20 protein-coding genes and 3 tRNA genes are annotated in these 22372 nt (G+C 69.3%); 6 read left to right on the forward strand and 17 right to left on the reverse strand.

Features of this window, described 5'->3' with window-relative positions; translation table 11 throughout:
• A partial coding sequence (locus D457_RS32610) for a type I polyketide synthase (protein ID WP_204367456.1) occupies nucleotides 1-1409 on the reverse strand: 1409 nt, incomplete at its 3' end.
• Between the two features lie 152 nt (nucleotides 1410-1561).
• A complete protein-coding gene (locus D457_RS32615; protein WP_039831321.1) occupies nucleotides 1562-2881 on the reverse strand; it encodes an FAD-dependent oxidoreductase in 1320 nt (439 codons plus the stop codon).
• A gap of 257 nt (nucleotides 2882-3138) precedes the next feature.
• On the opposite strand from D457_RS32615, the gene D457_RS0115210 reads away from it, so the two are divergent.
• Nucleotides 3139-4716: an aspartate aminotransferase family protein gene (locus D457_RS0115210; protein WP_017581527.1), complete on the forward strand. Its 1578-nt coding sequence runs from the start codon at nucleotides 3139-3141 to the stop codon at nucleotides 4714-4716.
• Between the two features lie 255 nt (nucleotides 4717-4971).
• On the opposite strand, the gene D457_RS0115215 is transcribed toward D457_RS0115210, so the two are convergent.
• Entirely contained in the window at nucleotides 4972-5742 is a 771-nt protein-coding gene (locus D457_RS0115215; protein ID WP_017581528.1) for an SDR family NAD(P)-dependent oxidoreductase, read from the reverse strand.
• A gap of 80 nt (nucleotides 5743-5822) precedes the next feature.
• Nucleotides 5823-6047, reverse strand: a complete 225-nt coding sequence (locus tag D457_RS0115220; protein WP_026116677.1) for a hypothetical protein — start codon at nucleotides 6045-6047, stop codon at nucleotides 5823-5825.
• Between the two features lie 80 nt (nucleotides 6048-6127).
• Between D457_RS0115220 and D457_RS34800 the strand changes: the two genes are divergently transcribed.
• Entirely contained in the window at nucleotides 6128-6628 is a 501-nt protein-coding gene (locus D457_RS34800) for a 3-deoxy-7-phosphoheptulonate synthase (protein WP_239646117.1), read from the forward strand.
• A 94-nt stretch (nucleotides 6629-6722) separates the two neighbouring features.
• Here D457_RS34800 and D457_RS0115230 read toward each other — a convergent pair.
• The 3 genes from D457_RS0115230 to D457_RS0115240 all read right to left on the reverse strand — a co-directional run bounded on the left by D457_RS0115230 (nucleotide 6723) and on the right by D457_RS0115240 (nucleotide 7510).
• Nucleotides 6723-6797, reverse strand: a tRNA-Cys gene (locus D457_RS0115230).
• Between the two features lie 47 nt (nucleotides 6798-6844).
• Nucleotides 6845-6917: transfer RNA gene (locus D457_RS0115235), tRNA-Gly, on the reverse strand.
• A gap of 161 nt (nucleotides 6918-7078) precedes the next feature.
• The gene (locus D457_RS0115240) at nucleotides 7079-7510 is read right to left on the reverse strand and encodes a roadblock/LC7 domain-containing protein (RefSeq protein ID WP_017581531.1); all 432 of its coding nucleotides are present in this window, start codon (nucleotides 7508-7510) and stop codon (nucleotides 7079-7081) included.
• Between the two features lie 399 nt (nucleotides 7511-7909).
• On the opposite strand from D457_RS0115240, the gene D457_RS0115245 reads away from it, so the two are divergent.
• Nucleotides 7910-8752 (forward strand): aminotransferase class IV, encoded by an 843-nt coding sequence (locus tag D457_RS0115245; protein WP_017581532.1) that lies wholly within the window; start codon nucleotides 7910-7912, stop codon nucleotides 8750-8752.
• A 188-nt stretch (nucleotides 8753-8940) separates the two neighbouring features.
• On the opposite strand, the gene D457_RS0115250 is transcribed toward D457_RS0115245, so the two are convergent.
• Entirely contained in the window at nucleotides 8941-9363 is a 423-nt protein-coding gene (locus D457_RS0115250; RefSeq protein WP_017581533.1) for an SsgA family sporulation/cell division regulator, read from the reverse strand.
• A 480-nt stretch (nucleotides 9364-9843) separates the two neighbouring features.
• On the opposite strand from D457_RS0115250, the gene D457_RS0115255 reads away from it, so the two are divergent.
• Nucleotides 9844-9917, forward strand: a tRNA-Val gene (locus tag D457_RS0115255).
• Nucleotides 9918-10123: 206 nt separating this feature from the next.
• Here the strand turns inward: D457_RS0115255 and D457_RS0115260 are convergent.
• Complete coding sequence (locus D457_RS0115260; protein ID WP_017581534.1) at nucleotides 10124-10456, reverse strand: PGPGW domain-containing protein; 333 nt, start codon at nucleotides 10454-10456, stop codon at nucleotides 10124-10126.
• 602 nt (nucleotides 10457-11058) lie between these two features.
• Here D457_RS0115260 and thrS point away from each other — a divergent pair.
• Nucleotides 11059-13035 (forward strand): threonine--tRNA ligase, encoded by a 1977-nt coding sequence (thrS, locus tag D457_RS0115265; RefSeq protein WP_017581535.1) that lies wholly within the window; start codon nucleotides 11059-11061, stop codon nucleotides 13033-13035.
• Between the two features lie 93 nt (nucleotides 13036-13128).
• Here the strand turns inward: thrS and D457_RS36465 are convergent, their stop codons facing one another.
• The 8 genes from D457_RS36465 to D457_RS0115305 form a co-directional block, all read right to left on the reverse strand.
• The gene (locus D457_RS36465) at nucleotides 13129-13287 is read right to left on the reverse strand and encodes a hypothetical protein (RefSeq protein WP_017581536.1); all 159 of its coding nucleotides are present in this window, start codon (nucleotides 13285-13287) and stop codon (nucleotides 13129-13131) included.
• A 143-nt stretch (nucleotides 13288-13430) separates the two neighbouring features.
• Nucleotides 13431-14120 (reverse strand): hypothetical protein, encoded by a 690-nt coding sequence (locus D457_RS0115275; RefSeq protein WP_017581537.1) that lies wholly within the window; start codon nucleotides 14118-14120, stop codon nucleotides 13431-13433.
• 355 nt (nucleotides 14121-14475) lie between these two features.
• The gene (locus D457_RS0115280) at nucleotides 14476-15420 is read right to left on the reverse strand and encodes a serine/threonine-protein kinase (RefSeq protein ID WP_017581538.1); all 945 of its coding nucleotides are present in this window, start codon (nucleotides 15418-15420) and stop codon (nucleotides 14476-14478) included.
• 294 nt (nucleotides 15421-15714) lie between these two features.
• The gene (locus D457_RS32620; RefSeq protein ID WP_017581540.1) at nucleotides 15715-15984 is read right to left on the reverse strand and encodes a PIN domain-containing protein; all 270 of its coding nucleotides are present in this window, start codon (nucleotides 15982-15984) and stop codon (nucleotides 15715-15717) included.
• A 126-nt stretch (nucleotides 15985-16110) separates the two neighbouring features.
• Nucleotides 16111-16374, reverse strand: a complete 264-nt coding sequence (locus tag D457_RS0115290) for a type II toxin-antitoxin system Phd/YefM family antitoxin (protein ID WP_017581541.1) — start codon at nucleotides 16372-16374, stop codon at nucleotides 16111-16113.
• Nucleotides 16375-16508: 134 nt separating this feature from the next.
• Nucleotides 16509-17666, reverse strand: coding sequence for an acyl-CoA dehydrogenase family protein (locus D457_RS0115295; protein WP_017581542.1), 1158 nt, complete (start codon nucleotides 17664-17666; stop codon nucleotides 16509-16511).
• On the reverse strand, nucleotides 17663-19873 hold the full coding sequence (locus D457_RS0115300; RefSeq protein ID WP_394297047.1) for an ATP-binding protein: 2211 nt from the start codon (nucleotides 19871-19873) through the stop codon (nucleotides 17663-17665). Before D457_RS0115300 ends, D457_RS0115295 begins: the two co-directional genes overlap by 4 nt.
• 7 nt (nucleotides 19874-19880) lie before the next feature.
• The gene (locus tag D457_RS0115305) at nucleotides 19881-21491 is read right to left on the reverse strand and encodes a carboxyl transferase domain-containing protein (RefSeq protein ID WP_017581544.1); all 1611 of its coding nucleotides are present in this window, start codon (nucleotides 21489-21491) and stop codon (nucleotides 19881-19883) included.
• 148 nt (nucleotides 21492-21639) lie between these two features.
• On the opposite strand from D457_RS0115305, the gene D457_RS32625 reads away from it, so the two are divergent.
• Nucleotides 21640-22323, forward strand: coding sequence for an SACE_7040 family transcriptional regulator (locus tag D457_RS32625; RefSeq protein ID WP_083926771.1), 684 nt, complete (start codon nucleotides 21640-21642; stop codon nucleotides 22321-22323).
• Nucleotides 22324-22372 lie beyond the last annotated feature (49 nt).

Genomic DNA, 22372 nt, shown 5'->3' on the forward strand with positions numbered 1-22372 from the left:
GTGGCTTGGGCGCGTAGGGCGTTGTGGGTGTGACCTGACACCACCCACGCCACGGCGGACTCGTCCGGCTGATCTGCTTTGGGCGGCACCTGGCAGTAGGGGGCTTCCTCCAGGACCACGTGGCAGTTGGTCCCACCCATCCCGAAGGAGGAGACACCGGCGACTAGGGGGCGATCGACGTAGGGCCAAGGGCCCGAGTCGGTGCGCACGTTCAGATTCAGGTCGTCCAGCGGGATGCCGGGGTTGGGGGTCTCGAAGTTCAGGCTGGGCGGTAGTTCCCGGTGGTGGAGGCTGAGCAGGACCTTGACCAGACCGGCGATGCCCGCCGCGCCTCCCAGGTGACCGATGTTGGTCTTGACCGAGCCGACGTAGAGCGGTTCGGTGGGGCTGCGCCGTCCCCCGATCGCGGTTCCTAGGGCTGCCGCCTCGATCGGGTCGCCGACCGGGGTTCCCGGCCCGTGGAGCTCGATGTACTGGACCGCCTCCGGGTCCACATCTGCCTGCTCGTGCGCCTGCTTGATCACCTCGGCCTGGGTGTGCTCGCCGGGTGTGGTCAGCCCGTCGGAGGCGCCGTCGTTGTTGACCGCGCTGCCCAGGATCACCCCGTAGATCCGCTTACCTTGGGCGAGTGCCTGGTCCAGGGGCTGGAGGGCCACCACAGCGCCGCCCTCACCCCGCACGAACCCATTGGCCCGGGTGTCGAAGGTGTAGCACCGGCCGTCGGGGGACAGCACGCCGAAGCGCTCCTCCGTGACCTCGCTCTCGGGGATGATGTTGAGGTGGATCCCGGCTGCCAGCGCCAGGGAGGACTCCCCGGACCGCAGGTTGGCGCAGGCCAGGTGCACGGCCACTAGGGACGAGGACTGGGCCGTGTCCACCGTCATGCTCGGTCCGGTCAGCCCCAGATGGTACGACACCCGGTTGGCGATGAGGGCGCGGCTGACGCCGGTCATGCTGTTCCGGTCGATCGCCTCGTCGCCGTGCTGGCCGAGCAGGACCGCGTAGTCGTCGCGAAGCGAGCCGACGAACACCCCGACCTTGGAGTCCTTGAGACTGCCGGGAACGACGGCGGCGTCCTCCAGGGCCTGCCAGGCCAGTTCCAGTATGATCCGCTGCTGCGGGTCCATCGCTGCCGCCTCGCGCGGTGAGATACCGAAGAAGCCGGCGTCGAAGTCGCCGATCCCGTCGATGAAACCGGCCCGGGTCGTGTCCCGGTCCGCGGTGCGCCGATCAGCCGGGGCCTCGGCCACGCCGTGCCGCCCGGAACGGAGCATTTCCCAGAAAGCTCCGGGATCGGAGGCATTGGGAAACCGACAGGAAATTCCGACGACCGCGATCGCCTCGTCGTTCCTGTTCTTCTCGAAGAAGAGGCCTTCGCGGCCGTCCAGAACGCCAGATTCAATCGACACAAGAATCCCCAATGGCAGGAAATTATTTGCTTCGCGAGGCAGGCATATAGGCCCACCGATATCTTCTGCTGTACCTTAGAAAGGGGCAGTAATGCTTCGGTAACCGAGCTTCCCCAACTCCGGGAACGGCTGTTCCGGTCCCTTGAAGCGCGTCAGACGGGTCCGCCGTGGCGTTCGACGGCCGCCATCACCGCGGGCTCCGCCAGGGACTCGAAGGGGACGACCAGCCCGCATGCCCGGATGACTTCCAGAGCCACGTCGGGGTCCTCGGCGGCGGCATCGATCACACGGCGGAAGAACTCGTGCATCCAGAGCACGTCGTCGGTTCGCTCGCCTTCCACTCCCGGGTAACTCAGGTCGGTGACGACGGTCGTGTTCCAGACGCCGTCGACCACGCGTGTGGCCAGATCACGGAAGAAGCCCCGCGGATCCGGGTCCGTGCCGTCCTCCAGGTGCTCACTCAGGAGCTCGACGCCCATCGCCGCTGCCGTCATGCCCTGGCCGTAGCGCGGGTTGGTGCTGCACACGGAGTCACCGAGCACGAGGAACCCCCGGGGGAAGTCCTCCATCAGCTCGTAGCGGCGGCGCAGGTTGGCGGGGAACCCGTACCTGGTCGCCTCGGAGACCGGAGTGGAGCCCTCGATCACCCGGTACACGTCGTCGGCGGGTAGTGACTTGGTGAAGTCCAGCAGCCCCGCCGGGTCGGTCGGGGGGCGGTCGTTCAGGAGCCCGTAGACGGTCAGGAGCGTGTTACCCCCTTCCACCCGCTGGCAGCTCGACCCGCGCGGCACCTCCGGGGTTGCCATCACGTTGATGGAGACGTCACCGTCGAACGCCTCCTCCGGGGCACGGTAGAGGCAGGTGACGTAGTTGACGTCGATCCTGCGTTTCTCCTCCTCCGGCCGGGCGTAACCCAGCTCGCGCAGCCATACCCCGGCCCGTGATGCCCGCCCACTGGCGTCCACGACCAGGTCGGCGCGGATGACCCGCTCCTGGCTCCGGCTCTGGCACACGGCACCGGCGACCCTGCGGTCGGGACCGGACACCAGACTGACGACACTGGTGCCGTCGAGGACCGTGACACCCGGGAGCGCGCGGACCTGCTCGCGGATCAGGGACTCGCGCAGGGGCCGAGTCGCCGGGGCCACGTTCATTCCGGTGTGGACTCTGCGGAGTGTCCGGCCGTTGATGATCCAGCGAGCCTGGGCCCCCGCGTCCCCGAGGGGGGCGCCCGCGGCCACCAGGCGGTTGGCCGTGCCCGGTAGGAGAGTCTCGACGATCTGGTGCCCGCGGGCCAAAAGGTCGTGGGCCTGCCGGTCCTGGGGAGAACCCCGTCGGGGGCCGTTCTCAGCGAGGGAGTCGCGCTCGACCACCGTCACGCGCTCGGCGTGTCGGGCGGCGGCTGCCGCTGTCAGCAGCCCGGCGATTCCCGCGCCCACCACGACGATATGCCTTGCGGGTCGACCACCCATAGTCATCCACTCCTCGTGGGACATGAAGAATTAGGATCTTCTGATGCTCCGAGACAATGATCAGGGAGAAATTACATCCCGGCATCCACTGAATGGCCACAGCGGAATAACTGGGTCCACATTCGGACTTCGTGGCCAGTTACCGGTCGGTGGTCGGTTTCGGGGATGATCTGGAACACCATTCTCTGAGGCGGCCGTCCGCGGCGGGGCGGTTGCCCCAGCGGGCCCGTCGGTCTGTCTCCTGACGAGAGGAAGCGATGAGTCCGACACCCGAGAGAGAACTCGCCGAGCCCTACATGCGCACGATGTTGGCCTCCGCCGGGCTGGACGTGGAGTATGTCCGTGCTGAGGGCGACACCCTGTACCGGTTGGACGACCAGGGAAGGGAGGTACCGGTCACCGACTTCGCCGGGGGCTACGGATCGCTCATCCTCGGGCACAACCCACCAGAGATCACCGACCTGGTCAGGGAGTTGCTGGACCGTCAGGTGCCGGTGTACGCGCAGACCGCTCACCACCCAGTGGCCAACCGGGCCGCCCAGTTGCTCAACGCCGCCATCACGCGCGAGACCGGCAGCGTCGAGCCCTACTTCGCCTTCTTCGCCAGCACCGGCGCCGAAGCTGTGGAGGCCGCCGTCAAGCACGCCGAGTTCGACCGGGCGCGGAAGGTCGCCGCGCTGCGCACCGAGATCGCCGAGCACGTCGACCTCGCGGGCTCCGCGATCGCCGAGGGCGCCACCCTCGGCGCCGCGGAACGCGAGCGCGCGGGGGCCGCTCCCTCCCACACCGCGGAACAGGTACTGAGCGCCCTGGTGGAGCGACTGCGGCGGCACAACGAGCAGGTACTCTCGCGCCCCCCGGCCTACCTCAGCCTGGAGGGGTCCTTCCACGGCAAACTCGTCGGAAGCGTGCAGCTCACCCACAACCACGGGTTCCGCGAGCCCTTCGCCGCCATGGCCGCGCAGGCGCGTTTCGTTCCTTTGAACCAGCCGGACGCCCTCACCAAGGCGGTGGACGAGCTGAGGGCGTGGGTGTGGGACCTGGAGGTCGAGGACGGAGCGATTCGTGTCGTCGAACGGCTCGCCCCGGTATTCGGGGCCTTCCTCTTGGAGCCGATCCAGGGCGAGGGGGGTATCCGCGAGGTCACCCGGGAGTTCGCCGAGCGGGTCCAGGACACCTGCGCGGAGATCGGGTGTCCGATCATCGTGGACGAGGTGCAGAGCGGGATGGGGCGTACCGGCTCCTTCCTGGCCAGCTCCTCCATCGGCCTGCGCGGTGACTACTACACGCTTTCCAAGAGCCTGGGCGGCGGGATTGCCAAATCCTCGGTCATGCTCGTCCGGGAGGAGCTGTACCGCGGCGAGTTCGAGATGCTGCACAGCTCCACCTTCGCCAAGGACGGCATCTCCACACCGATCGCCGTCCGCGTCCTGGAGACGCTGGAAGCGGAGGACGGCGCCGCGTACCGCCGCGCGGCCGAGCGGGGTGAGCGCCTGAAGTCCGTTCTGGAGTCGGTGCGCGCGGACTTCCCCGACGTCGTGGAGGACGTCCGCGGACGTGGCCTGATGCTGGGTCTGGAATTCCGCGACACCTCCGAGTCCCCTTCCGAGGTCTTCCGGTTCCTGGCCGAGGCCGACATCCTGGGGTACGTCCTGTCCGGCTACCTGCTTCGCACCCACGGTGTTCGGGTGCTGCCCACGGCGAGCGCGGTCAACACGCTGCGTTTCGCCCCGTCCATCGGGCTGACGGACGAGGCGATCGGCCAGCTGGAGACGGCGCTGCGCGACGTGGCGCGGATCCTGCGCGACAGGGACGAGCAGGCGCTCACCCCTTGAGAAACCGTTGGGCGCGCGTGAGGTCGCGGTTCGACCGGCAGGGAGATTGCGCACCAGCCAGCCGGAGCTTCTCGTGAGCTCGGTCCGGGATATCGCTGTCGTCCTCGCCTGACCACGCTTACGCCCGGCAGGCATCAGGGGAGGCAGGCAACCGCGGACCCGCCTCGGTGAGAACGGGTGCACATCCCCGAGGCGGGTTCCTGAACAACGGAAGGGGCCGCCGGTCACGGCGGCCCCTCGACGCGGTCTGTCGCCCTAGCGGATCTTCTCGGCGCCGCCGTCGATCAGATAGTCCTGACCGGTGATGAAACTGGCGGCGGGGGAGCCCAGGAAGACGATCAGGTTGGCGACCTCCTGGGGCGTGCCCCAGCGCCCCAGAGTGACGCCCGCCAACAGCGGGAGCCCGTCCAGGAATTCGTTCGCTTCGTTGTCCATGCCGAAGCTGTCGCGCAGCCGGGGCCCGTAATCGTCCCACAGGGGCGTGCGGATGAGCCCGGGGGAGACTGTGTTGACGCGGATGCCGCGTGCGCCGAGCTCGTCGGCCCAGGCCTTGCTCAGGGTGGTCAGCGCGGACTTGGGGGTGCTGTAGAAGGCCGGGCCGGTGTTGGGCCAGCGTGCCACACTGGTCGACACGTTGACGATAGCGCCCCGCAGTCCCTCCTGGAGCTCACGTGTGATGCGCAGCGGCGCGAAGAAGTTCAGGTCAAAGGCTTTCTCCCAGGTGGAGTCCTCGATCTCGCCGGACTTCTCGATCGGGTAGTTCGCCAGGCCGCCCACCGCGTTGACCAGGAGGTCGATCCCGTCGAACTCGGCCTCGACCGCATCCCTTAGGGCCCTCACGCCCTCAGGGGTGGTCAGGTCCGCCTCGACGGTCAGGGCGCCGCTCTCCTTCAGCTGGGCGGAGACGGTCAGGTCCGCGCCCAGGACCCGGGCCCCCTCCTCGACGAGGGTGCGCACCACCGCCCCGCCGATCCCGCCGGAGGCCGCCGTGACCACCGCGGTCTTTCCCGAGAGGCCCAATTCCATGTTCTGTCTCCTTCGACTCTCTACCGTCCTGACATGGGGAGAAGCTATCCTCGGGTGCGCACTGGCCGTCCACTGTCCGCTCACACCGCGGGTCCGCCCGCGCGGATACCCGCGAAAAAGACCGGCGCCCCCGCGACGTAGTACACGGTGCAACCCGCGGCGGTGAACGCCTCCTCATAGTGTTCGCGCTCGATAAGGGTCAGTACGTGCTGATCGGTGAAGCTCCGGATGCCGGAGACGGGTTCGGCGACGGTGTAGTGCACTTCGATCCTGTGCGAGCTGTCAGCCACCACCGCCCTGGACACACGGGAGATGGTCCGCGTGCTCGACGATGGGCCACCTCGGTTGGCTCGCTTCGGACGGTCCCGGGGATGACGACCCGCCGGTGCGGACCGCGCACGAGGCCCTGCTGCTCGACTACGAGATGCCCCTGCTGCGGCGGACCCCGGACGGCAGGCTTCTGCTCTCGTCCACGTACTGGCCGTGGGGCGGTGAGCGCACGGATGACCCGGAGGGAGCGTATATCGCGCTGCTGGGGGCGATCGCCAACCCGGTGGCCTGCAAGGTCGGCCCCTCCACGGGACGTGACGCCCTGCTCAAGCTCTGTGATCGGATCGACCCGGAACGCCGTCCAGGTCGTCTCACCCTCACAGTCCGGCTGGGCGCGGGGCGGGTCATCGACCGGCTACCGACTCTGGTGGAGGCTGTATGGGGAGGGGGCCATCCGCTGGTGCGGATGTGTGACACCGTGCGCGGCACTTGGAGGCGACGCACGGACAGGACGCCGAATGGTTCGCCGACCTTCGCCGCGAGCACGAGGTCACCGGAGAATGCACGTCCTGTTGCGATCTGGGGCTCAACATCGGCCAAGACCTGGACGCCGTGACCGCCTGAAGCCGATCGCATCCGGCCCCGAAGACCGGACGGAGCACAAAAACCACACGTCGGTCAGTGTATGAATCACTTGGTGGCAAGGAAAATGGAGCCGGAGACGGGAATCGAACCCGTGTGCAGGGATTTGCAGTCCCTTGCCTCAACCACTCGGCCACTCCGGCCTACGACAAACACAAGGAGCCTGCGGGCCCATGTTCGCCCTTCTGCGAGCGGACGACGGGATTCGAACCCGCGACCCTCACCTTGGCAAGGTGATGCTCTACCAGCTGAGCCACGTCCGCGCGGCGAGTTCCTGTGTGGCTCCGGTGTTCCCGGCGCCGCGTCCCTCGCTGCGTTAAGAACTCTAGCGGAAGGTTGGGGGAAGTGCGAAATCGGTTGTGTGCGGGGGGCGTGTACGCGCCCTGCCGGGGCAGGCCTGGCCGGCCCGCCGCGGCGACAGGAGCTACTTCTCCACGTGCGCGGGGGTGGACGGCATGTCCGGACGCGGAGGGGCGGACAGGTATTGGCCGACCCGCTCGATCACCTTGTTCATCTCGTAGGCAATCAGGCCCACGTCGCTGTCGGCGTCCGACATCAGGGCCATGCACGCACCCTCGCCGGCGGCGGCGACGAAGAGGAAAGCGCGGTCCATCTCGATGATGCTCTGCCGGATGGTCCCCGCGGAGAACTGCTTGCTCGCTCCTCCCGCGAGGCTGTGCAGACCGGAGGCGATGGCCGACAGGTGCTCGGCGGCGGGGCGGTCGAGTCCGCTGGAGGTGGCCATAAGGAGGCCGTCGGTGGACAGGACGATGGCGTGTTGTGTGCCCGAGGCGCGGGTGAGGAGGTCGTCCAGCAGCCAGCTGAGTTCGCCGCGGGCGGTGCTCGGTGGGGTCATGTCTCTCTTTGCTGTGTCTGGTGTGGTCGTGCGTGGCGGGACACGCGCGCTGCGGGGCGCTTCGCGTGCACCGGACTGCAGAGGCGGCTAGGGGAGGCTGCCACCGGTCCCGCATAAGCGTTGCCCAGATGATAGTCATTCGTAACTTATCTGTCCGGCTTCAGCCATCGACCCCGGGTGGGCCACCCCGGGTGGCCCACGGGTCTGACCAGTGATGACAGGGTCCTGCGCAGAGTTGGAAAACCGGACCAGCGGCCGGTGCCGGACAGGGGACTTGTCAAGGTCTCGCCCCAGCGGTACGGCTGGCTTGTCAGATCTCCAGGCGAGGGGAGGGCCCGAGGTGGGAGGATTCGAGGTGTCACCGGCCCGACCAGGGCCCTTGAGAACTTGGGGGTTGGAATGAGGGTGTGGATCGCCGGCGCCGGTTACGGTCGCGGCGCCGTGCTGGAGGAGAAGGAAGCGCGGATCCCGGTGCTCGACCACGGGATCACTGTGGGGGACGGCGTCTTCGAGACGGTGCGCGCGCAGAACGGCAGGCCGTTCGCGCTCACCCGGCACCTGAAGCGGCTGGCCCGCTCCGCGCGGGGGCTGGGTATGGACGAGCCCGACCTGGAACTGATCGCGGACGGGGTGGCCCAGGCGATCGCGGCCAACCCGGAGCTGACCGACGCCCGCGTGCGCATCACCGTCACGGACGGGGCCGGGCCGCTCGGTTCGGACCGCGGCACGGGTGAGCAGACCGCGATCGTGGCACTGGGCGCCTTCCCCAGCATCGCCCCGGCCACGGACGTGTCCCTGGCTCCCTGGCCGCGCAACGAGTTCGGAGCGCTGGCCGGGCTCAAGACCACCTCTTACGCGGACAACGTGCGCGCCCTGGCCTACGCCCGCGAGCGCGGGGGCAGTGAGGCGATCTTCCGCAACATCAGCGGGAACCTCTGCGAGGGAACCGGGAGCAACATCTTCGTGGTGCTCGACGGCAAACTCCTCACCCCGCCGCTGTCGGCAGGCCCGCTGGCCGGCATCACCCGGGAACTGGTCCTGGAGTGGTTCGGCGGAGAGGAGGAGGACGTTCCGATGGAGCGGCTTCCGGAGATCTCCGAGGCCTTCCTGACCTCCACCGGCCGTGACGTGCAGCCGATCCTCAACATCGACGACCAGCGCGTGTCGGCCGAGGCGGGGCCGATCACGGCGAAGGCGATGGCGGTGTTCGCCGAGCGCTCGGCGGCCGACATCGATCCGTGACGGGTTGACGGCGTACGGGAACACGTGCGGAAGACGACAGGAGAGGGGGACGGCGCCCAGGCGCCGTCCCCCTCTTCGCCTCCTGTGATCCCGCGGCTTCTCGGCTGTGCCCGCTCCTGGGGGAGAGGGGGCGTGTGCCCTCTGGCAGGTGTGTGCTCTTGAGGGCGGCTCAGGAGCGCGCGTGCCCCTCAGGAGTGGAGGTGCTGCTCGATCTCCTCGTCGAGGTCCACGAACTGGGCCTCCTGACCGGCCGGGACGATCTCGTAGGTGCGGTGGAGGAACTCCGCCAGCGGGGAGACCTGGGTGTCGAACTCGGCCTGGCCGAAGGGCGAGGAGAGCGCGATGCTGACCGAACGGTCGCCGCTCTCGTCCTTGGAGGGCCACACGCGGACGTCGCCCTCGCCGACGGGGCGCACGATGCCCACGGTGAGGAGTTCGCGCGCGAAGATCCACTCGACGGGGTTGTCCTCGCCGGTGTGGAACGCGACGCGGATCGCGTACGGGTCGTCAGCGCTGTAGTCGAGTCGTGCGATCAGGGGAACCGCGGTGCGCTCCGGGACCACGAGTCGCAGGCCCAGCTCGGCGGTGGCAGTCGTGTCACTACTGTTCATGTTCGCCAAACCTTTTCTCGTCCGGCCCAGAGTCCTGGGTCGCGGGCCGGGTTGCCGTCTCACTCGCTCCAACGCGGCTGGCCGCGGACTATGACGTGAGTACGGAGAATTTCTTGGTCGGTGGGACCGGAGGTCTCGCTGCCCGCCCAGCGGAGCCAGCGCGCCGCGTCGCAGCACCACGATCCTTCGTCACTGTAATGACCAGGGGAAACCAAAGATTTCCCCATGATGAGTGGCCCGTGTCACGCGGAGGTCAATCCGCGGTCGCTCCGGGAGGGTCCACGGGGGCGGGAACTCCTACTCATTACGGGGATCGTGGCCGGCAAAGGAATCCTGTGGGATCCCGCCGACCGGTAAATGTGACCTCGATCACACAACTCTGGGTTTGCTGGGCGGAGTCGGGTGCGTCGACCACTCTCAAACATGCGCTAGAGTTTTTCTTGTCAGGCCGACGAGGCCGGACGGGGCAGCAGCCCAAAGGGGCGATTAGCTCAGTTGGCTAGAGCGCATCGTTCACACCGATGAGGTCACTGGTTCGAGTCCAGTATCGCCCACATGACAGAGGGACCCACTCCGTATCGCACGGACTGGGTCCCTCTTTTTTGTTTTGGTCCGGTCAGCCCCGGGCAACGTGCGGGTATGCGGCCGGGGCCAGGTTTCGGAGTCGGATCGGAACGGGAAAAGTTCCCGCCCATAATTAGGTCCCCCGGGGCAGCGCCCGGGGGAGCCTCGTGGGAGAGCCCTCATCCCGCGGGGGCGCTCACTCGGTCGGAGTGTCCGGGGGAGGGGGGCCCGAGCCGGAGGCGCGTCCACGGCGTGCGGCCTTGGCGGCCCTGCGCTCGCGGCGGCGCTCCAGGTACTCGTCCTTGGTCTTGACCGCCCACTTCTCGCTCCGGCGCGCCCACACGCGCGCGGGGCGCAGCAGGCGGTGGGCCCAGCGGAACTCGGTGCTGAGGATGAGCAGGCCGAGGAGGACCGAGGCGACCCCGGGGCCGGGAAGGACCATCATGGCGATCCCGGCCAGCACGACGACGGTGCCCACCGTGCCGACCAGGACACGCCAGGGAATGTGCAGGACAGGGTGGGTGTGCATCCGTTTTCTGAACAGGCGGAGCCGTGCGCGCAGGCGCCTCCACCGTCGTACGCGGGCATGGCGAATGGGGGATGTCTCCGGGGCCGGGGGCCCGTTGGGTGGGCTCGGTGACATGCGCTCACAGTATTCGGTCGATGCGACGGATGCTTTCAGGTCGAGATTGATGGGCGTGATCGGATGTCTGCTGATTGTCACTGATCCCGCTGATCTGATCAATGGTTCCCGCAGGGGCTTCGGAGAACCCCCGGAAAAGGTGATGTTCTATGACAGAACCTTCCGGCATCGGTCGGTCCCACCTCTCCAGTGAGCTTCGCGGGTACGACGAAGAACCGGGCGACGATGCTCCCGCGCGGCCGAATCCCCCGGCCGAATCAGGACGGTTCGCCTCGCTGCCTGAAGCCCCGGGGGCGCTGCCACCGCCTCAGGGCCTCTCCCGCGCCGCTCGGGCAGCCCGGTCGCTCCCCTGTGGACAACCAGAAGCACCGCTACCCCGGAGCCGATAGCATCGGGGGAGCGAAACGCCTGGCCTTGAAGTGTCGGCCGCTGGCCCGGCCGTCGGCCGGTTCGCATCCACGACATCGACGTAATCCCTAGGAGTCACCGTGTCCGCCGCGTCTGAGCTGCACATCACCCTCGCCGGAACCCCGCGTGCGGTGGCGGCCACGACTACCGCGGGGCAGGCGCTGGAGGCGGACGGCAGGACCGTGATCGCCGCCCTGGTCAACGGTGAGCCCCGCGACCTGGCCTGGGAGCTCTCCGACGGCGACGCCGTCGAGCCCGTCGCGATCGACTCCGAGGAGGGCCGGGCGATCCTGCGCCACTCCACCGCGCACGTGCTCGCCCAGGCCGTCCAGGAGCTCTTCCCCGAGGCCAAGCTGGGCATCGGCCCGCCCGTCGACAACGGCTTCTACTACGACTTCGACGTCGCCGAGCCCTTCACCCCTGCCGATCTCAAGAGCATCGAGAAGAAGATGCAGCAGATCATCAAGCAGGGGCAGCGCTTCGACCGCCGCGCCGTCTCCGACGACGACGCCCGCGCCGAACTGGCCACCGAGCCCTACAAGCTGGAGCTGATCGGCCTCAAGGGCGGCGCCGCTGAGGCCGCCGAGGGCGCCTCCGCCGAGGTCGGCGCCGGTGAGCTCACCATCTACGACAACATCCACTCCCGCACCGGCGAGCTGTGCTGGAAGGACCTGTGCCGCGGTCCGCACATCCCCACCACCAAGGCGATCCCGGCCTTCAAGCTGATGCGCACCGCCGCCGCCTACTGGCGTGGCAAGGAGACCAACCCGCAGCTCCAGCGCGTCTACGGCACCGCCTGGGAGTCCAAGGACAAGCTCAAGGAGTACCTGGCCTTCCTGGAGGAAGCCGAGAAGCGCGACCACCGCAAGCTCGGCTCCGAGCTGGACCTGTTCTCCATTCCGGACGAGATCGGCTCCGGCCTGGCCGTCTTCCACCCCAGGGGCGGCATCATCCGCCGGGTGATGGAGGACTACTCCCGCAAGCGCCACGAGGAGGGCGGCTACGAGTTCGTCTACTCGCCGCACGCCACCAAGAGCGCCCTGTTCGAGAAGTCGGGGCACCTGGACTGGTACGCGGACGGCATGTACCCCCCCATGCAGCTCGACGGTGGTCAGGACTACTACCTGAAGCCGATGAACTGCCCGATGCACAACCTGATCTTCGACGCGCGCGGGCGCTCCTACCGTGAGCTGCCGCTGCGCATGTTCGAGTTCGGCACCGTGTACCGGTACGAGAAGTCCGGTGTGGTGCACGGCCTGACCCGCGCCCGCGGCTTCACCCAGGACGACGCGCACATCTACTGCACCAAGGAGCAGATGGCGGACGAGCTCGACTCGCTGCTCACCTTCGTGCTGGACCTGCTGCGCGACTACGGCCTGGAGGACTTCTACCTGGAGCTGTCCACCAAGGACCCGGAGAAGTACATCGGCGACGACGCCAACTGGGAGGAGGCCACCGACACCCTGCGTCGGGCGGCCGAGAAGCAGGGCCTGGAACTGGTCCTGGACCCGGGCGGCGCCGCCTTCTACGGCCCGAAGATCTCCGTTCAGGCCAAGGACGCCATCGGCCGGACCTGGCAGATGTCCACCATCCAGGTGGACTTCAACCTGCCCGAGCGCTTCGACCTGGAGTACACCGCTGCCGACGGCACCCGTCAGCGCCCGGTGATGATCCACCGCGCCCTGTTCGGTTCGATCGAGCGGTTCTTCGCCGTGCTGCTGGAGCACTACGCGGGCGCGTTCCCGGCCTGGCTGGCCCCGGTCCAGGCGGTGGGCATCCCGATCGCCGACGAGCACGTCCCCTACCTCCAGGAGGTCGCCGCCAAGCTGCGCGCGGAGGGGATCCGGGTCGAGGTCGACGCCAGCGACGACCGCATGCAGAAGAAGATCCGCAACGCCCAGAAGCAGAAGGTCCCCTTCATGCTGCTGGCCGGTGACGAGGACATCAGCAAGAACGCGGTGTCCTTCCGCTACCGCGACGGTTCGCAGAACAACGGTGTGCCGGTGGACGAGGCGGTGGCCGAGATCGTCGCCGCCGTCCGCGAGCGCCGCCCGTAGGGGCAGCCGAGGCGCGTTCGGCGTCCCCCTCCACGCGAAGAGCGCCCGTCCCCTGCCGGGGGCGGGCGCTCCGCCGCTTCGGGAAGGGCCGGATCAGCCGCGCTCACGCGGGCTCTTGTCGTCCTTGTCGTCCTTGAAGAGGTCCTCGCGGGAGATCTTCGCTGTGGCGTTGGGGTCCGGCGCGATCTCCTCCTCGTCGTCGCGGAACAGGTCCGCGCGCGAGATGCGGTGCGTGGCATTGGGGTCGCTCATGGGGTACTGCTCCTCGTGCGTTGGGGTATGCCGGATTTTATCCGCCTCGACTGACGGAACCGTACGCTCGGGGTCGGATACCCACGGTTGCGTTGTGTCCGTGGATGACGGGTCCGTACTCGCAGATCGCGCGGTGCTGTGATTCAGGACCCCGTGGTGTTGCGTTCCCAGGCTTGGTCGGGGACCCGGCTCACCAGGTCGATCAGGTAGTCCGCCGCGGTCAGGGCGCGGTCGGGGTCCAGGCGCATGGCCGCCCAGGTCATGACGTGGCCGCTGGTGAAGCGCACCGGCAGGGAGCGCGAGCGGCAGTCTGACAGCAGCCAGGAGACCGTGCCGTGGTCCAGGACGGCGCGGGCGAAGCGGTCGTCGGAGCTGACGGTGTGGAAGGCCTCGGCGAAGGCCCGGTCGACCTCCTCCGGGCCGCCCCGGCCGTCCAGGGAGACGGTACGTGCCAGGTCCCGGCGGCGGATCTCCAGTTCGCCTCCGGTACCCGGCGTGTGCACGGCCACGACGCGGTGGGTGTGCCGGGCCCGTCCGGTACCGCGCCGAGCGGCCGTCGGGGTGCTGTGGCTGAGTTCGTACATCGTGACCAGGTGTGCGCCGCGTCGTCCGGTGAGTACGTGCCGCACCCGCGGGTCGCGTCCGCGCAGGGCAAGGGGCAGGGTCGCCTCCTCCAGCGGCCGAGGGTGGTGCTCGGTGTAGTGCCAGCCGTGTTCGTCGGCCCAGTGCCGCAGCTCGCTGACCCGTTCCTTGCGAAAGTGCGCGGCGACCGTGATCACCCCGGCCGACACCACCACGGCGACCAGGGCGATCAGGGACAGAGCGCCTTCCATCCGGTCTCTCCTCCGGTGGGGAAATGTGAGGACCAGGGGCCCGTGGCTGTCCCGCGTCGCGGGCCGGGCGCCGTGAGCCCGAAAATCAGGGGGCCCGCACTGGCCGTATGGGTCCATTCTGTTCCGATAAGTGGTGCTTGTCACCCCTCGGTGTTGTCTCTCGGTGACACTGGGCAGGTGTGCACCCTGCGGCGGGCCCCTCTCCCCGGCTGTCCCACGGCCCTCCCCGACGGACCGCGGGCACCGGCCGGGACCAGCCCCCAGCAGCGCGAACGCTCGGCTTTCGGGGGCCTGGCGGGCGTCGGTTCCGAACGCATCGCCGGGGCGAACCACGCAGGGCGAATACTGAGAGTGATCAGGTGAATGCGGGCTTCCTGTTGTCCGGAAGTGGCCAGGGAGTCGCCGGATTCAGGTGGAGGTCGCGCAGGATCTGTTCCGGGGTGGGTCGGTAGGCGGCGGGTGCAGTCAGCGCGGCGTGGACCGGGGGGACCAACTCCGATGGGAGCTCGGCCAGGTCGGCCGCACCGCGCAGCACCCGACGGGTGACGGTGCCGACGCTCCCGCGCCCGAAGGGGTTGCGGCCGGTGGCGGCGTAGGCGGTCAGCTGCCCCCACGAGAACACGTCAGAGGCGGTGGTGGCGGGCGCGCCCAGGAGCCGCTCGGGGGCGATCCAGCCGGGGGTGCCCGCCACCCCGCCCGCCCGGGTGTTGGCGGCGACGTCCACGGAACGCCCGTCGCGGCCCGGGGCGTACACGTGACCCGCCGGGGAGCAGAGGGTGCTGTCCAGGGCACGGGCGATTCCGAAGTCCAGGATGCGGGGGCCGTCGGGGGAGATGATGACATTGCTGGGCTTGAGGTCGCGGTGCACGAGCCCGGCGCCGTGGATGTCGGCCAGCGCCGAGGCCACCCCGGCGGCCAGCCCGGTCAGGGAGCGGCCGATCAGCGGGCCGGTGCCCCTGACCCGTGCGTGCAGGGTCGGCCCGGGGATGAACTCGGTGGCCAACCAGGGACTCCGGGCCCGGGGCGCGGCGCCGATGAAGCGCGGCACGAAGCGGCTGCGGACGCGGCGCAGCGATCCGACCTCACGGGCGAAGCGGGCCCGGAACTCCGGCTCGTCGGCCAGCTCCGGGTGCACGGCCTTGACCGCGACCAAGCGCCCGAACCGGGAGCGGCCCAGATAGACGGTGCCCATCCCGCCGGACCCCAGGCGCCCCAGTAGCCGGTGCGGGCCCAACCGGGCGGGGTCGTGTGCGCCCAGGGGCGTGAACACGGGCAGGGAACGGCGTGGGGAGGTGAACACGGCGTCGGTACCTCGCGGGGGGTTAGGGGGTCGGAGGGGTACGGCCGCCCTGACCGGTGACGGAACCGTCACACAGCGAGAGGCTCTGGTGTGTGCGACGCGCCGGAACCCCGAGAAGTTCGGCGGTGCAGGGGGTCTCTGCCGGTTTTCGGGTGGTGGAGAGGCAGGTATTCCGTTCCCAGGAAGAGAAGGAGCGCGCGACCAGCTCCCGGTGCTCGGTGTCCCTGACGTGACAACCCCGGAGGTTTCGGTGGCCTCGACGCAGTCGCCCCGACCGTGCCGACGCAGGCGAGTTCAGATCGCGATGACCTCTAGGGCGCTTTCAAGTCCCTTGAAGTCCTCCGCGTTCCGTGTGTAGAGGGGCAGCGCGTGAACGGAGGCGATCGAGGCGATCATCAGATCCATCCTGCGCGGCTTCGGGCTGCGGTTCGCCGCGATGGTCCATGCCACCAGGGTGCCGTAGCGTGCGGCAGCTTCACCATCGAACGGCAGCGGCACGAAATCCACGGCCGCGGCCTGGAGCCGTTCTGTGCGCGCAGCTCTGGCCACGGGCTCCTTCGCCATGGCGACCCCTGATGGAGTTCAGCCATGGTGACGGAGGTGATCTCGGGAAAGTCCGGCAGGACCGCAGGGTCGAGATCAGGTAGATCAATGAAGGCGTAGGTGTCGAGGACCCCGGATGCGTGGCTTTCAGGCATGTTCGTCCTCGCCGACCCGATCTTCGTCGCCGAAGAACTCATCGGCTTCGTCCCTCATTTCGGCATGGTCGACCCTGGGTAGGCGCCGGTGACGCTCAACCAGTTCCTGTGCGCTGAGTTTGCGCCTGCGGGCGATGGGCCTCACTTCGGCGACCTCCACCCCGTTACGCGTGACATGGAAGGTTTCCCCGGCCTCCACTGCGTCCATGACAGCGGCGGCCTTGTTTCGGAACTCTCTCTGTGTGATCGTCTTCATACATCAAACGTAGCGCCGCGTGTCTCATCGTGTTACGGATTCCCTTGGGGCGCAGACACGAGAACGCGGCCCCGGGAACTCCATCTGGGTTTCGATGACGCTGTCCGGGGCCGCGGGTCTGTGGGGTGCGCGCGTCAGGCGGGCAGCCCGAGTTCCCTCGCGATGAGCATCTTCTGGACCTCGCTGGTGCCCTCGCCGATCTCGAGAATCTTGGCGTCGCGGTAGAAGCGGCCCACGGGGTAGTCGTTCATGAAGCCGTAGCCGCCGAAGATCTGCGTCGCGTCGCGGGCGTTGTCCATCGCGGCGTTGGAGGCGATGAGCTTGGCGATCGCCGCCTCCTTCTTGAAGGGCTCTCCGGCGAGCATCCGGGAGGCCGCGTCGTAGTAGGCCAGGCGGGCGCTGTAGGTGCGGGACTCCATTTCGGCGATCTTGAACTGGATCGCCTGGTAGGCGCCGATGCTGTGGCCGAAGGCCTGGCGCTCGTGGGCGTAGCGCACGCTCTCGTCCACACAGCCTTGGGCCAGGCCGACGGAGAGCGCGGCGATGGCGATGCGGCCCTCGTCGAGGATGCGCAGGAACTGGGCGTAGCCGCGGCCGCGCTCACCGACCAGGTTGGCCTCGGGGACGCGGCAGTCCTCGAAGACGAGCTCGTTGGTGTCCGAGGCGTTCCAGCCGACCTTGGAGTACTTCTGCCCCACGGAGAAGCCCGGGGTGCCCTTGGGGACCAGGATCGAGGAGATCTCCGGGCGCCCGTCCTCGCGCTTGCCGGTCACCGCGGTCACCGTGACCAGGGCGGTGATGTCGGTTCCCGAATTGGTGATGAACGACTTGGTCCCGTTGATCACCCACTCGCCGTTCTCCAGGCGCGCGGTGGTCTTGGTCGCCCCGGCGTCGGAGCCGCCGTCCGGCTCGGTCAGGCCGAACGCGCCGAGCGCCTCGCCGGAGGTCAGCTTGGGCAGGTAGGTCTTCTTCTGTTCCTCGGTACCGAAGCGGTGGATCGGCATCGCACCGAGGGACACCCCCGCTTCGAGGGTGATAGCCACGGAGGAGTCCACCCGGGCCAGCTCCTCCAGGGCCAGACACAGGGCGAAGTAGTCCCCGCCCATACCGCCGTGCTCCTCGGGGAAGGGCAGCCCGAACAACCCCATCTGGCCCATCTTGGCGACGAGGTTGTAGGGGAACGCGCCCCGCTCGTAGAAGTCGCCGATCACCGGCGCGACCTCGGTCTGGGCGAAGGTCTCCACGGCGGCCCGCAGGTCGGCGTGCTCGGTCGAGAGTTCGTGGCGGTTCATCGCTGCTGCTCCTCGGTGCTGGAGGTGGAAGGGGCGTCAGCCGGGTTCTCGGCCGACGCGGTGAGGGGTTCGACGGTGACCAGGACGGCGTCCATGGGCACGGAGGAACCGGGGCGGACCGCCACGGTGGTGACGGTTCCGTCCACGGGTGCGGCCACGGAGTGCTCCATCTTCATCGCCTCGACCACCACGAGGGTGGTCCCGGCGGTGACCTCCTGGCCCACCCGGACCGGGACGTCGAGCACGGTGCCGGGCATGGGGCTGCGCACCGTGCCGTCGGCGGCGGCGTCGTTCTCGCGCAGCGCGGCGGTGACGGGCTCCTCGTGCAGGGTCCAGGCCGAGCCGTCGGCGCCCAGCCAGCGATGGGCGGTGGCCGGGTCGTCGGCGCGCAGGTAGGTGTGTGTCCGGTCGGGGGTGGTAACGGTGAGCCGGGTGCCGTCGGCGGAGCGCCGGGCGTGTACCTGCACGGGCTTGCGGCCGGTTATCTCGTGCTCTCCGGTGACGGGTTCGGTTCCCGAACCGGGCTCGGAGCCGGGGCCGTCCACACTCACCAGGTAGCGCCCGGCGGCACCGTCGCGGCGGACTCGCACCACGGTCGCCTCGTGCCCGGGCGCGCGCAGCCGCCACAGCGTCCAGGCCGGGCCACCCATCCGCCAGCCGTCGGGCACCGCGAACCGGTCGGCGCTCGCCGCGCCTCGGGAACCGGGCGGGCCCTCCAGATCCAGCTGGTGGTCCACGGCCGCGGCCGCGTACACCTCCTCCGGCACGCCCTCGGGGGCGGCGGGCGGCGGGTCCTGGGCGATCAGGTCGGTGCTCAGGTCACCGGCCACCACCCGCGGGTGCAGCAACAGCCTGCGCAGGTAGGCGGTGTTGGTCACGCAGCCCAGCAGCGTGTAGGAGGCCAGCGCCGCGTCCATCCGGCGTAGTGCCCCGGCCCGGTCCGCACCCCAGGTGATCACCTTGGCCAGCATGGGGTCGAAGTCGGAGGTCACCGCGCCGCCCTCGGCCACCCCTGAGTCCACGCGCACGCCCGGGCCCGAGGGCTCGTGCAGCGCCAGGATCGGACCGCCCGAGGGTAGGAAGCCGCGGTCGGCGTCCTCGGCGTAGATCCGTGTCTCCACCGCGTGCCCGACCCACGAAACCTCGTCCTGGGTGAAGGGCAGCGGCTCACCGGCGGCCACGCGCAGCTGGAGCTCCACGAGGTCCACGCCGCGCTCGCCGCGCACCGCCACGACCTCCTCGGTCACCGGGTGCTCCACCTGTAGGCGGGTGTTCATCTCCAGGAAGGAGAACGACAGCTCGCCGTCGGCCCCGGTCTCGGCGATGAACTCCACCGTGCCCGCGCCCACGTAACCGCAGGAGCGGGCGGCGGCTACCGCGGCCTCGCCCATGGTGGCCCGCTGCTCCTCGCTGAGCAGGGGGGAGGGTGCCTCCTCCACCACCTTCTGGTGGCGGCGCTGCAGGCTGCACTCGCGCTCGCCCAGGTGCAGGACGTTGCCGTGGGCGTCGGCCAGGACCTGCACCTCGATGTGGCGCGGCCGCTGGACCAGCTTCTCCACCAGCAGGGTGGCGTCACCGAAGGAGGCCAGCGCCTCCCGGCGGGCGGACGCGGCGTCGGCGACCAGCGCTTCGGGTGCGTGCACGGCCCGCATGCCCTTGCCGCCGCCTCCGGCGGAGGGCTTGATGAGCAGCGGGTACCCGGTCTCGGCGGCCGCGCGCAGCAGCTCGTCGTCGGGCAAGGGCTGCCCGGGCTTCTCGGTGAACCCGCCCAGGACCGGTACGCCCGCGGCGGCCACGGTGTCCTTGGCGCGGATCTTGTCGCCCATCGCCTCGATCGCGGCTGCGGGCGGGCCGACGAAGATCAGCCCGGCGTCGGTGCAGGCTCGTGCGAAGTCGGCGTTCTCGGACAGGAAGCCGTAACCGGGGTGGATCATGCTGGCCCCGCCGGCCAGGGCCGCGGCGACGATGGCGTCGGCGTCCAGGTAACGCTCCACCCGGTAGGCCTCGTCGGCGGCCAGGGTGTGCGGGGATGCGGCGTCGGCGTCGGTGTACACCGCGACCGAACGCAGTCCGGTGCGGCGCAGGGTGCGCATCACCCGGAGCGCGATCTCGCCCCGGTTGGCGACCAGCACGGTGGTCGGGCCGAGACCGTCGGCTGTACCGGCTGTGCCGGGTTCGGTCGAAGTTCTGCTTGGCGTCGTGGTCAAGGGTTCCTCACATCCGGAAGACGCCGTAGCCGACCGGCTCAAGGGGCGCGTGGCGGGCGGCGGACAGGGCCATGGCGAGCACGTCGCGGGTGTCGGCGGGGTCGATGATGCCGTCGTCCCACAGGCGGGCGGTGGAGTAGTACGGGCTGCCCTGTTCCTCGTACTGGTCGCGGATGGGCGCCTTGAAGGCCTCCTCGTCCTCGGCCGACCACTCCTCGCCGCGAATCTCCTTCTGGTCGCGGCGCACGGTGGACAGCACCGAGGCGGCCTGTTCTCCGCCCATCACGGAGATGCGGGCGTTGGGCCACATCCACAGGAAGCGGGGTGAGTACGCGCGGCCGCACATCGAGTAGTTGCCCGCGCCGAAGGACCCGCCGATCACCACGGTGAACTTGGGTACGCGCGCGCAGGCCACGGCGGTGACCATCTTCGCGCCGTGCTTGGCGATACCGCCCGCCTCGTAGTCGCGGCCAACCATGAACCCGGAGATGTTCTGCAGGAACAGCAGCGGGACGGAGCGGCGGTCGCAGAGTTCGATGAAGTGCGCGCCCTTGAGCGCGGACTCGGCGAACAGGATGCCGTTGTTGGCGATGATCCCCACCGGGTGGCCGTTGATGCGCGCGAACCCGGTGACCAGGGTGGTGCCGTACTCGGACTTGAACTCAGTGAACTCGCTGCCGTCGACGATCCGGCCGATGACCTCGCGCACGTCGTAGGGGGTGCGGGTGTCCGCGGGGACCACCCCGTACAGCTCTTTGGGATCGAGCTCGGGCGGGCGCGGCTCACGCGTCTCCCAAGCCGGAGGGTCCAGTGGGCCGAGGGTGTCGGCGATCTGGCGCACCTTGGTCAGGGCGTCGGCGTCGTCGTCGGCCAGGTGGTCGGTGACCCCGGAGACCCTGGAGTGCAGGTCGCCGCCGCCCAGTTCCTCGGCGGTGACGACCTCGCCGGTGGCGGCCTTCACCAGGGGCGGACCGCCCAGGAAGATCGTGCCCTGCTCGCGGACAATCACGGCTTCGTCGCTCATCGCCGGGACGTACGCGCCGCCAGCGGTGCATGAACCCAGGACCGCGGCGATTTGCGGGATGCCCGCCCGCGACATGGTGGCCTGGTTGTAGAAGATGCGGCCGAAGTGCTCGCGGTCGGGGAACACGTCGTCCTGCATGGGTAGGAACGCGCCGCCGGAGTCGGCCAGGTACACGCAGGGGAGGCGGTTGTGCAGCGCCACCTCCTGGGCGCGCAGGTGCTTCTTGACCGTCATCGGGTAGTAGCTGCCGCCCTTGACGGTGGCGTCGTTGGCGACCACGACCGTCGGCCGTCCGGCCACGCGGCCGATGCCGGCGATCATCCCGGCTCCGGGGGCGTCCTGGCCGTCCTTGCCGTAAAGGCCGTAGGCAGCCAGCGGGGCGATCTCCAGGAACGGCGAACCGGGGTCGAGGAGGAGATCGACGCGGTCGCGGGGAAGGAGCTTGCCGCGTTCGACGTGGCGCGCCCGGGTCTTCTCGGGGCCGCCGAGGGCCGCGGTCGCGATCCGCTCCCGCAGCTCCAGCGCGAGCGCGCGGTTCGCGGCGTCGTTGGCGGCGAACGCGGGACCGGCGGTGTCGACCGCCGATCCGAGCACAGGTGCCCTGCTCATGGTGTCCTCTCGTGGAGGGATGTTAATGCTCACTAACAAGAGTGATGTTAGTAACTACTAACATGGGTGTCCAGAGCCGGGGTGGCGCGGGTCACGGAGAGCGCTCTGCGGCAAGGCGGCGGAAGGTGCACGGATGGGGACAAGACCGAGCGGCAGGGCCACGGACGAGCGGTCCTCGGGTCAGAGATCGACGAGCCAGCGGCCCACGGGTGAGCGGCGGACGGCGATCCTGGGGGCGGCCGCCCGGCTCTTCGCCGCGCGCGGGTACCGGGGCGTGACCATCGATGACCTCGGCCGGGCCGTGGGTACCACCGGGCCTGCCCTGTACCGGCACTTCCCCGGTAAGGAGGCGCTGCTCGGCGAGGTCCTGGTGGACATCAGCGAACGCCTCGCCCGGCGCGGGCGCGAGCTCGTCGCCGGGGCGGACGGACCGGAGACGGCTCTCGAGGCGCTGCTGCGCGGGCACATCGAGTTCTCTCTGGACGAACCCGACCTGATCACCGTGCACGACCGCGAACTGGGAAACCTCACCGACCAGGACCGCCGCCGGGTCCGCCGTCTCCAGCGCGGCTACGTCGAGGAGTGGGTCAACGTCTTGGTCGAACTGCGCCCCCGGGACTCGCACGCCACCCTGCGGGCCTCGGTGCACGCCGCGTTCGGACTACTCAACTCCACCCCGCACAGTCGCAGAGCGCTCTCCCGTGACGAGATGGCCGAACTACTCCTGAGGATGGGCTCGGCCGCACTGCTCGCCGGCGACCCCGTGCCAACCCGAGATAAGGCTGCGTTGAACGTGCCTTTAGCTCCCCACGGGTAGACAGCGCACGAGTCCCGGACCCGACATCCGGGACGCGCGCGTCTACCTC

The sequence above is a fragment of the Nocardiopsis valliformis DSM 45023 genome, from assembly GCF_000340985.1.
In the GTDB taxonomy this organism is placed as follows: domain Bacteria; phylum Actinomycetota; class Actinomycetes; order Streptosporangiales; family Streptosporangiaceae; genus Nocardiopsis; species Nocardiopsis exhalans.

Bases quoted from the DNA above. Each gene is read 5' to 3' on its own strand.
- D457_RS36465 (WP_017581536.1), bottom strand. From the start codon at position 13,287: ATGAGCGACCCCAATGCCACGCACCGCATCTCGCGCGCGGACCTGTTC.
- D457_RS0115210 (WP_017581527.1), top strand. From the start codon at position 3,139: ATGAGTCCGACACCCGAGAGAGAACTCGCCGAGCCCTACATGCGCACG.
- D457_RS0115275 (WP_017581537.1), bottom strand. From the start codon at position 14,120: ATGGAAGGCGCTCTGTCCCTGATCGCCCTGGTCGCCGTGGTGGTGTCG.
- D457_RS0115295 (WP_017581542.1), bottom strand. From the start codon at position 17,666: ATGAACCGCCACGAACTCTCGACCGAGCACGCCGACCTGCGGGCCGCC.
- D457_RS0115260 (WP_017581534.1), bottom strand. From the start codon at position 10,456: ATGCACACCCACCCTGTCCTGCACATTCCCTGGCGTGTCCTGGTCGGC.
- D457_RS32625 (WP_083926771.1), top strand. From the start codon at position 21,640: ATGGGGACAAGACCGAGCGGCAGGGCCACGGACGAGCGGTCCTCGGGT.
- D457_RS0115250 (WP_017581533.1), bottom strand. From the start codon at position 9,363: ATGAACAGTAGTGACACGACTGCCACCGCCGAGCTGGGCCTGCGACTC.
- D457_RS0115215 (WP_017581528.1), bottom strand. From the start codon at position 5,742: ATGGAATTGGGCCTCTCGGGAAAGACCGCGGTGGTCACGGCGGCCTCC.
- D457_RS0115240 (WP_017581531.1), bottom strand. From the start codon at position 7,510: ATGACCCCACCGAGCACCGCCCGCGGCGAACTCAGCTGGCTGCTGGAC.
- D457_RS0115245 (WP_017581532.1), top strand. From the start codon at position 7,910: ATGAGGGTGTGGATCGCCGGCGCCGGTTACGGTCGCGGCGCCGTGCTG.
- D457_RS32615 (WP_039831321.1), bottom strand. From the start codon at position 2,881: ATGGGTGGTCGACCCGCAAGGCATATCGTCGTGGTGGGCGCGGGAATC.
- D457_RS0115290 (WP_017581541.1), bottom strand. From the start codon at position 16,374: ATGAAGACGATCACACAGAGAGAGTTCCGAAACAAGGCCGCCGCTGTC.
- D457_RS32620 (WP_017581540.1), bottom strand. From the start codon at position 15,984: ATGGCGAAGGAGCCCGTGGCCAGAGCTGCGCGCACAGAACGGCTCCAG.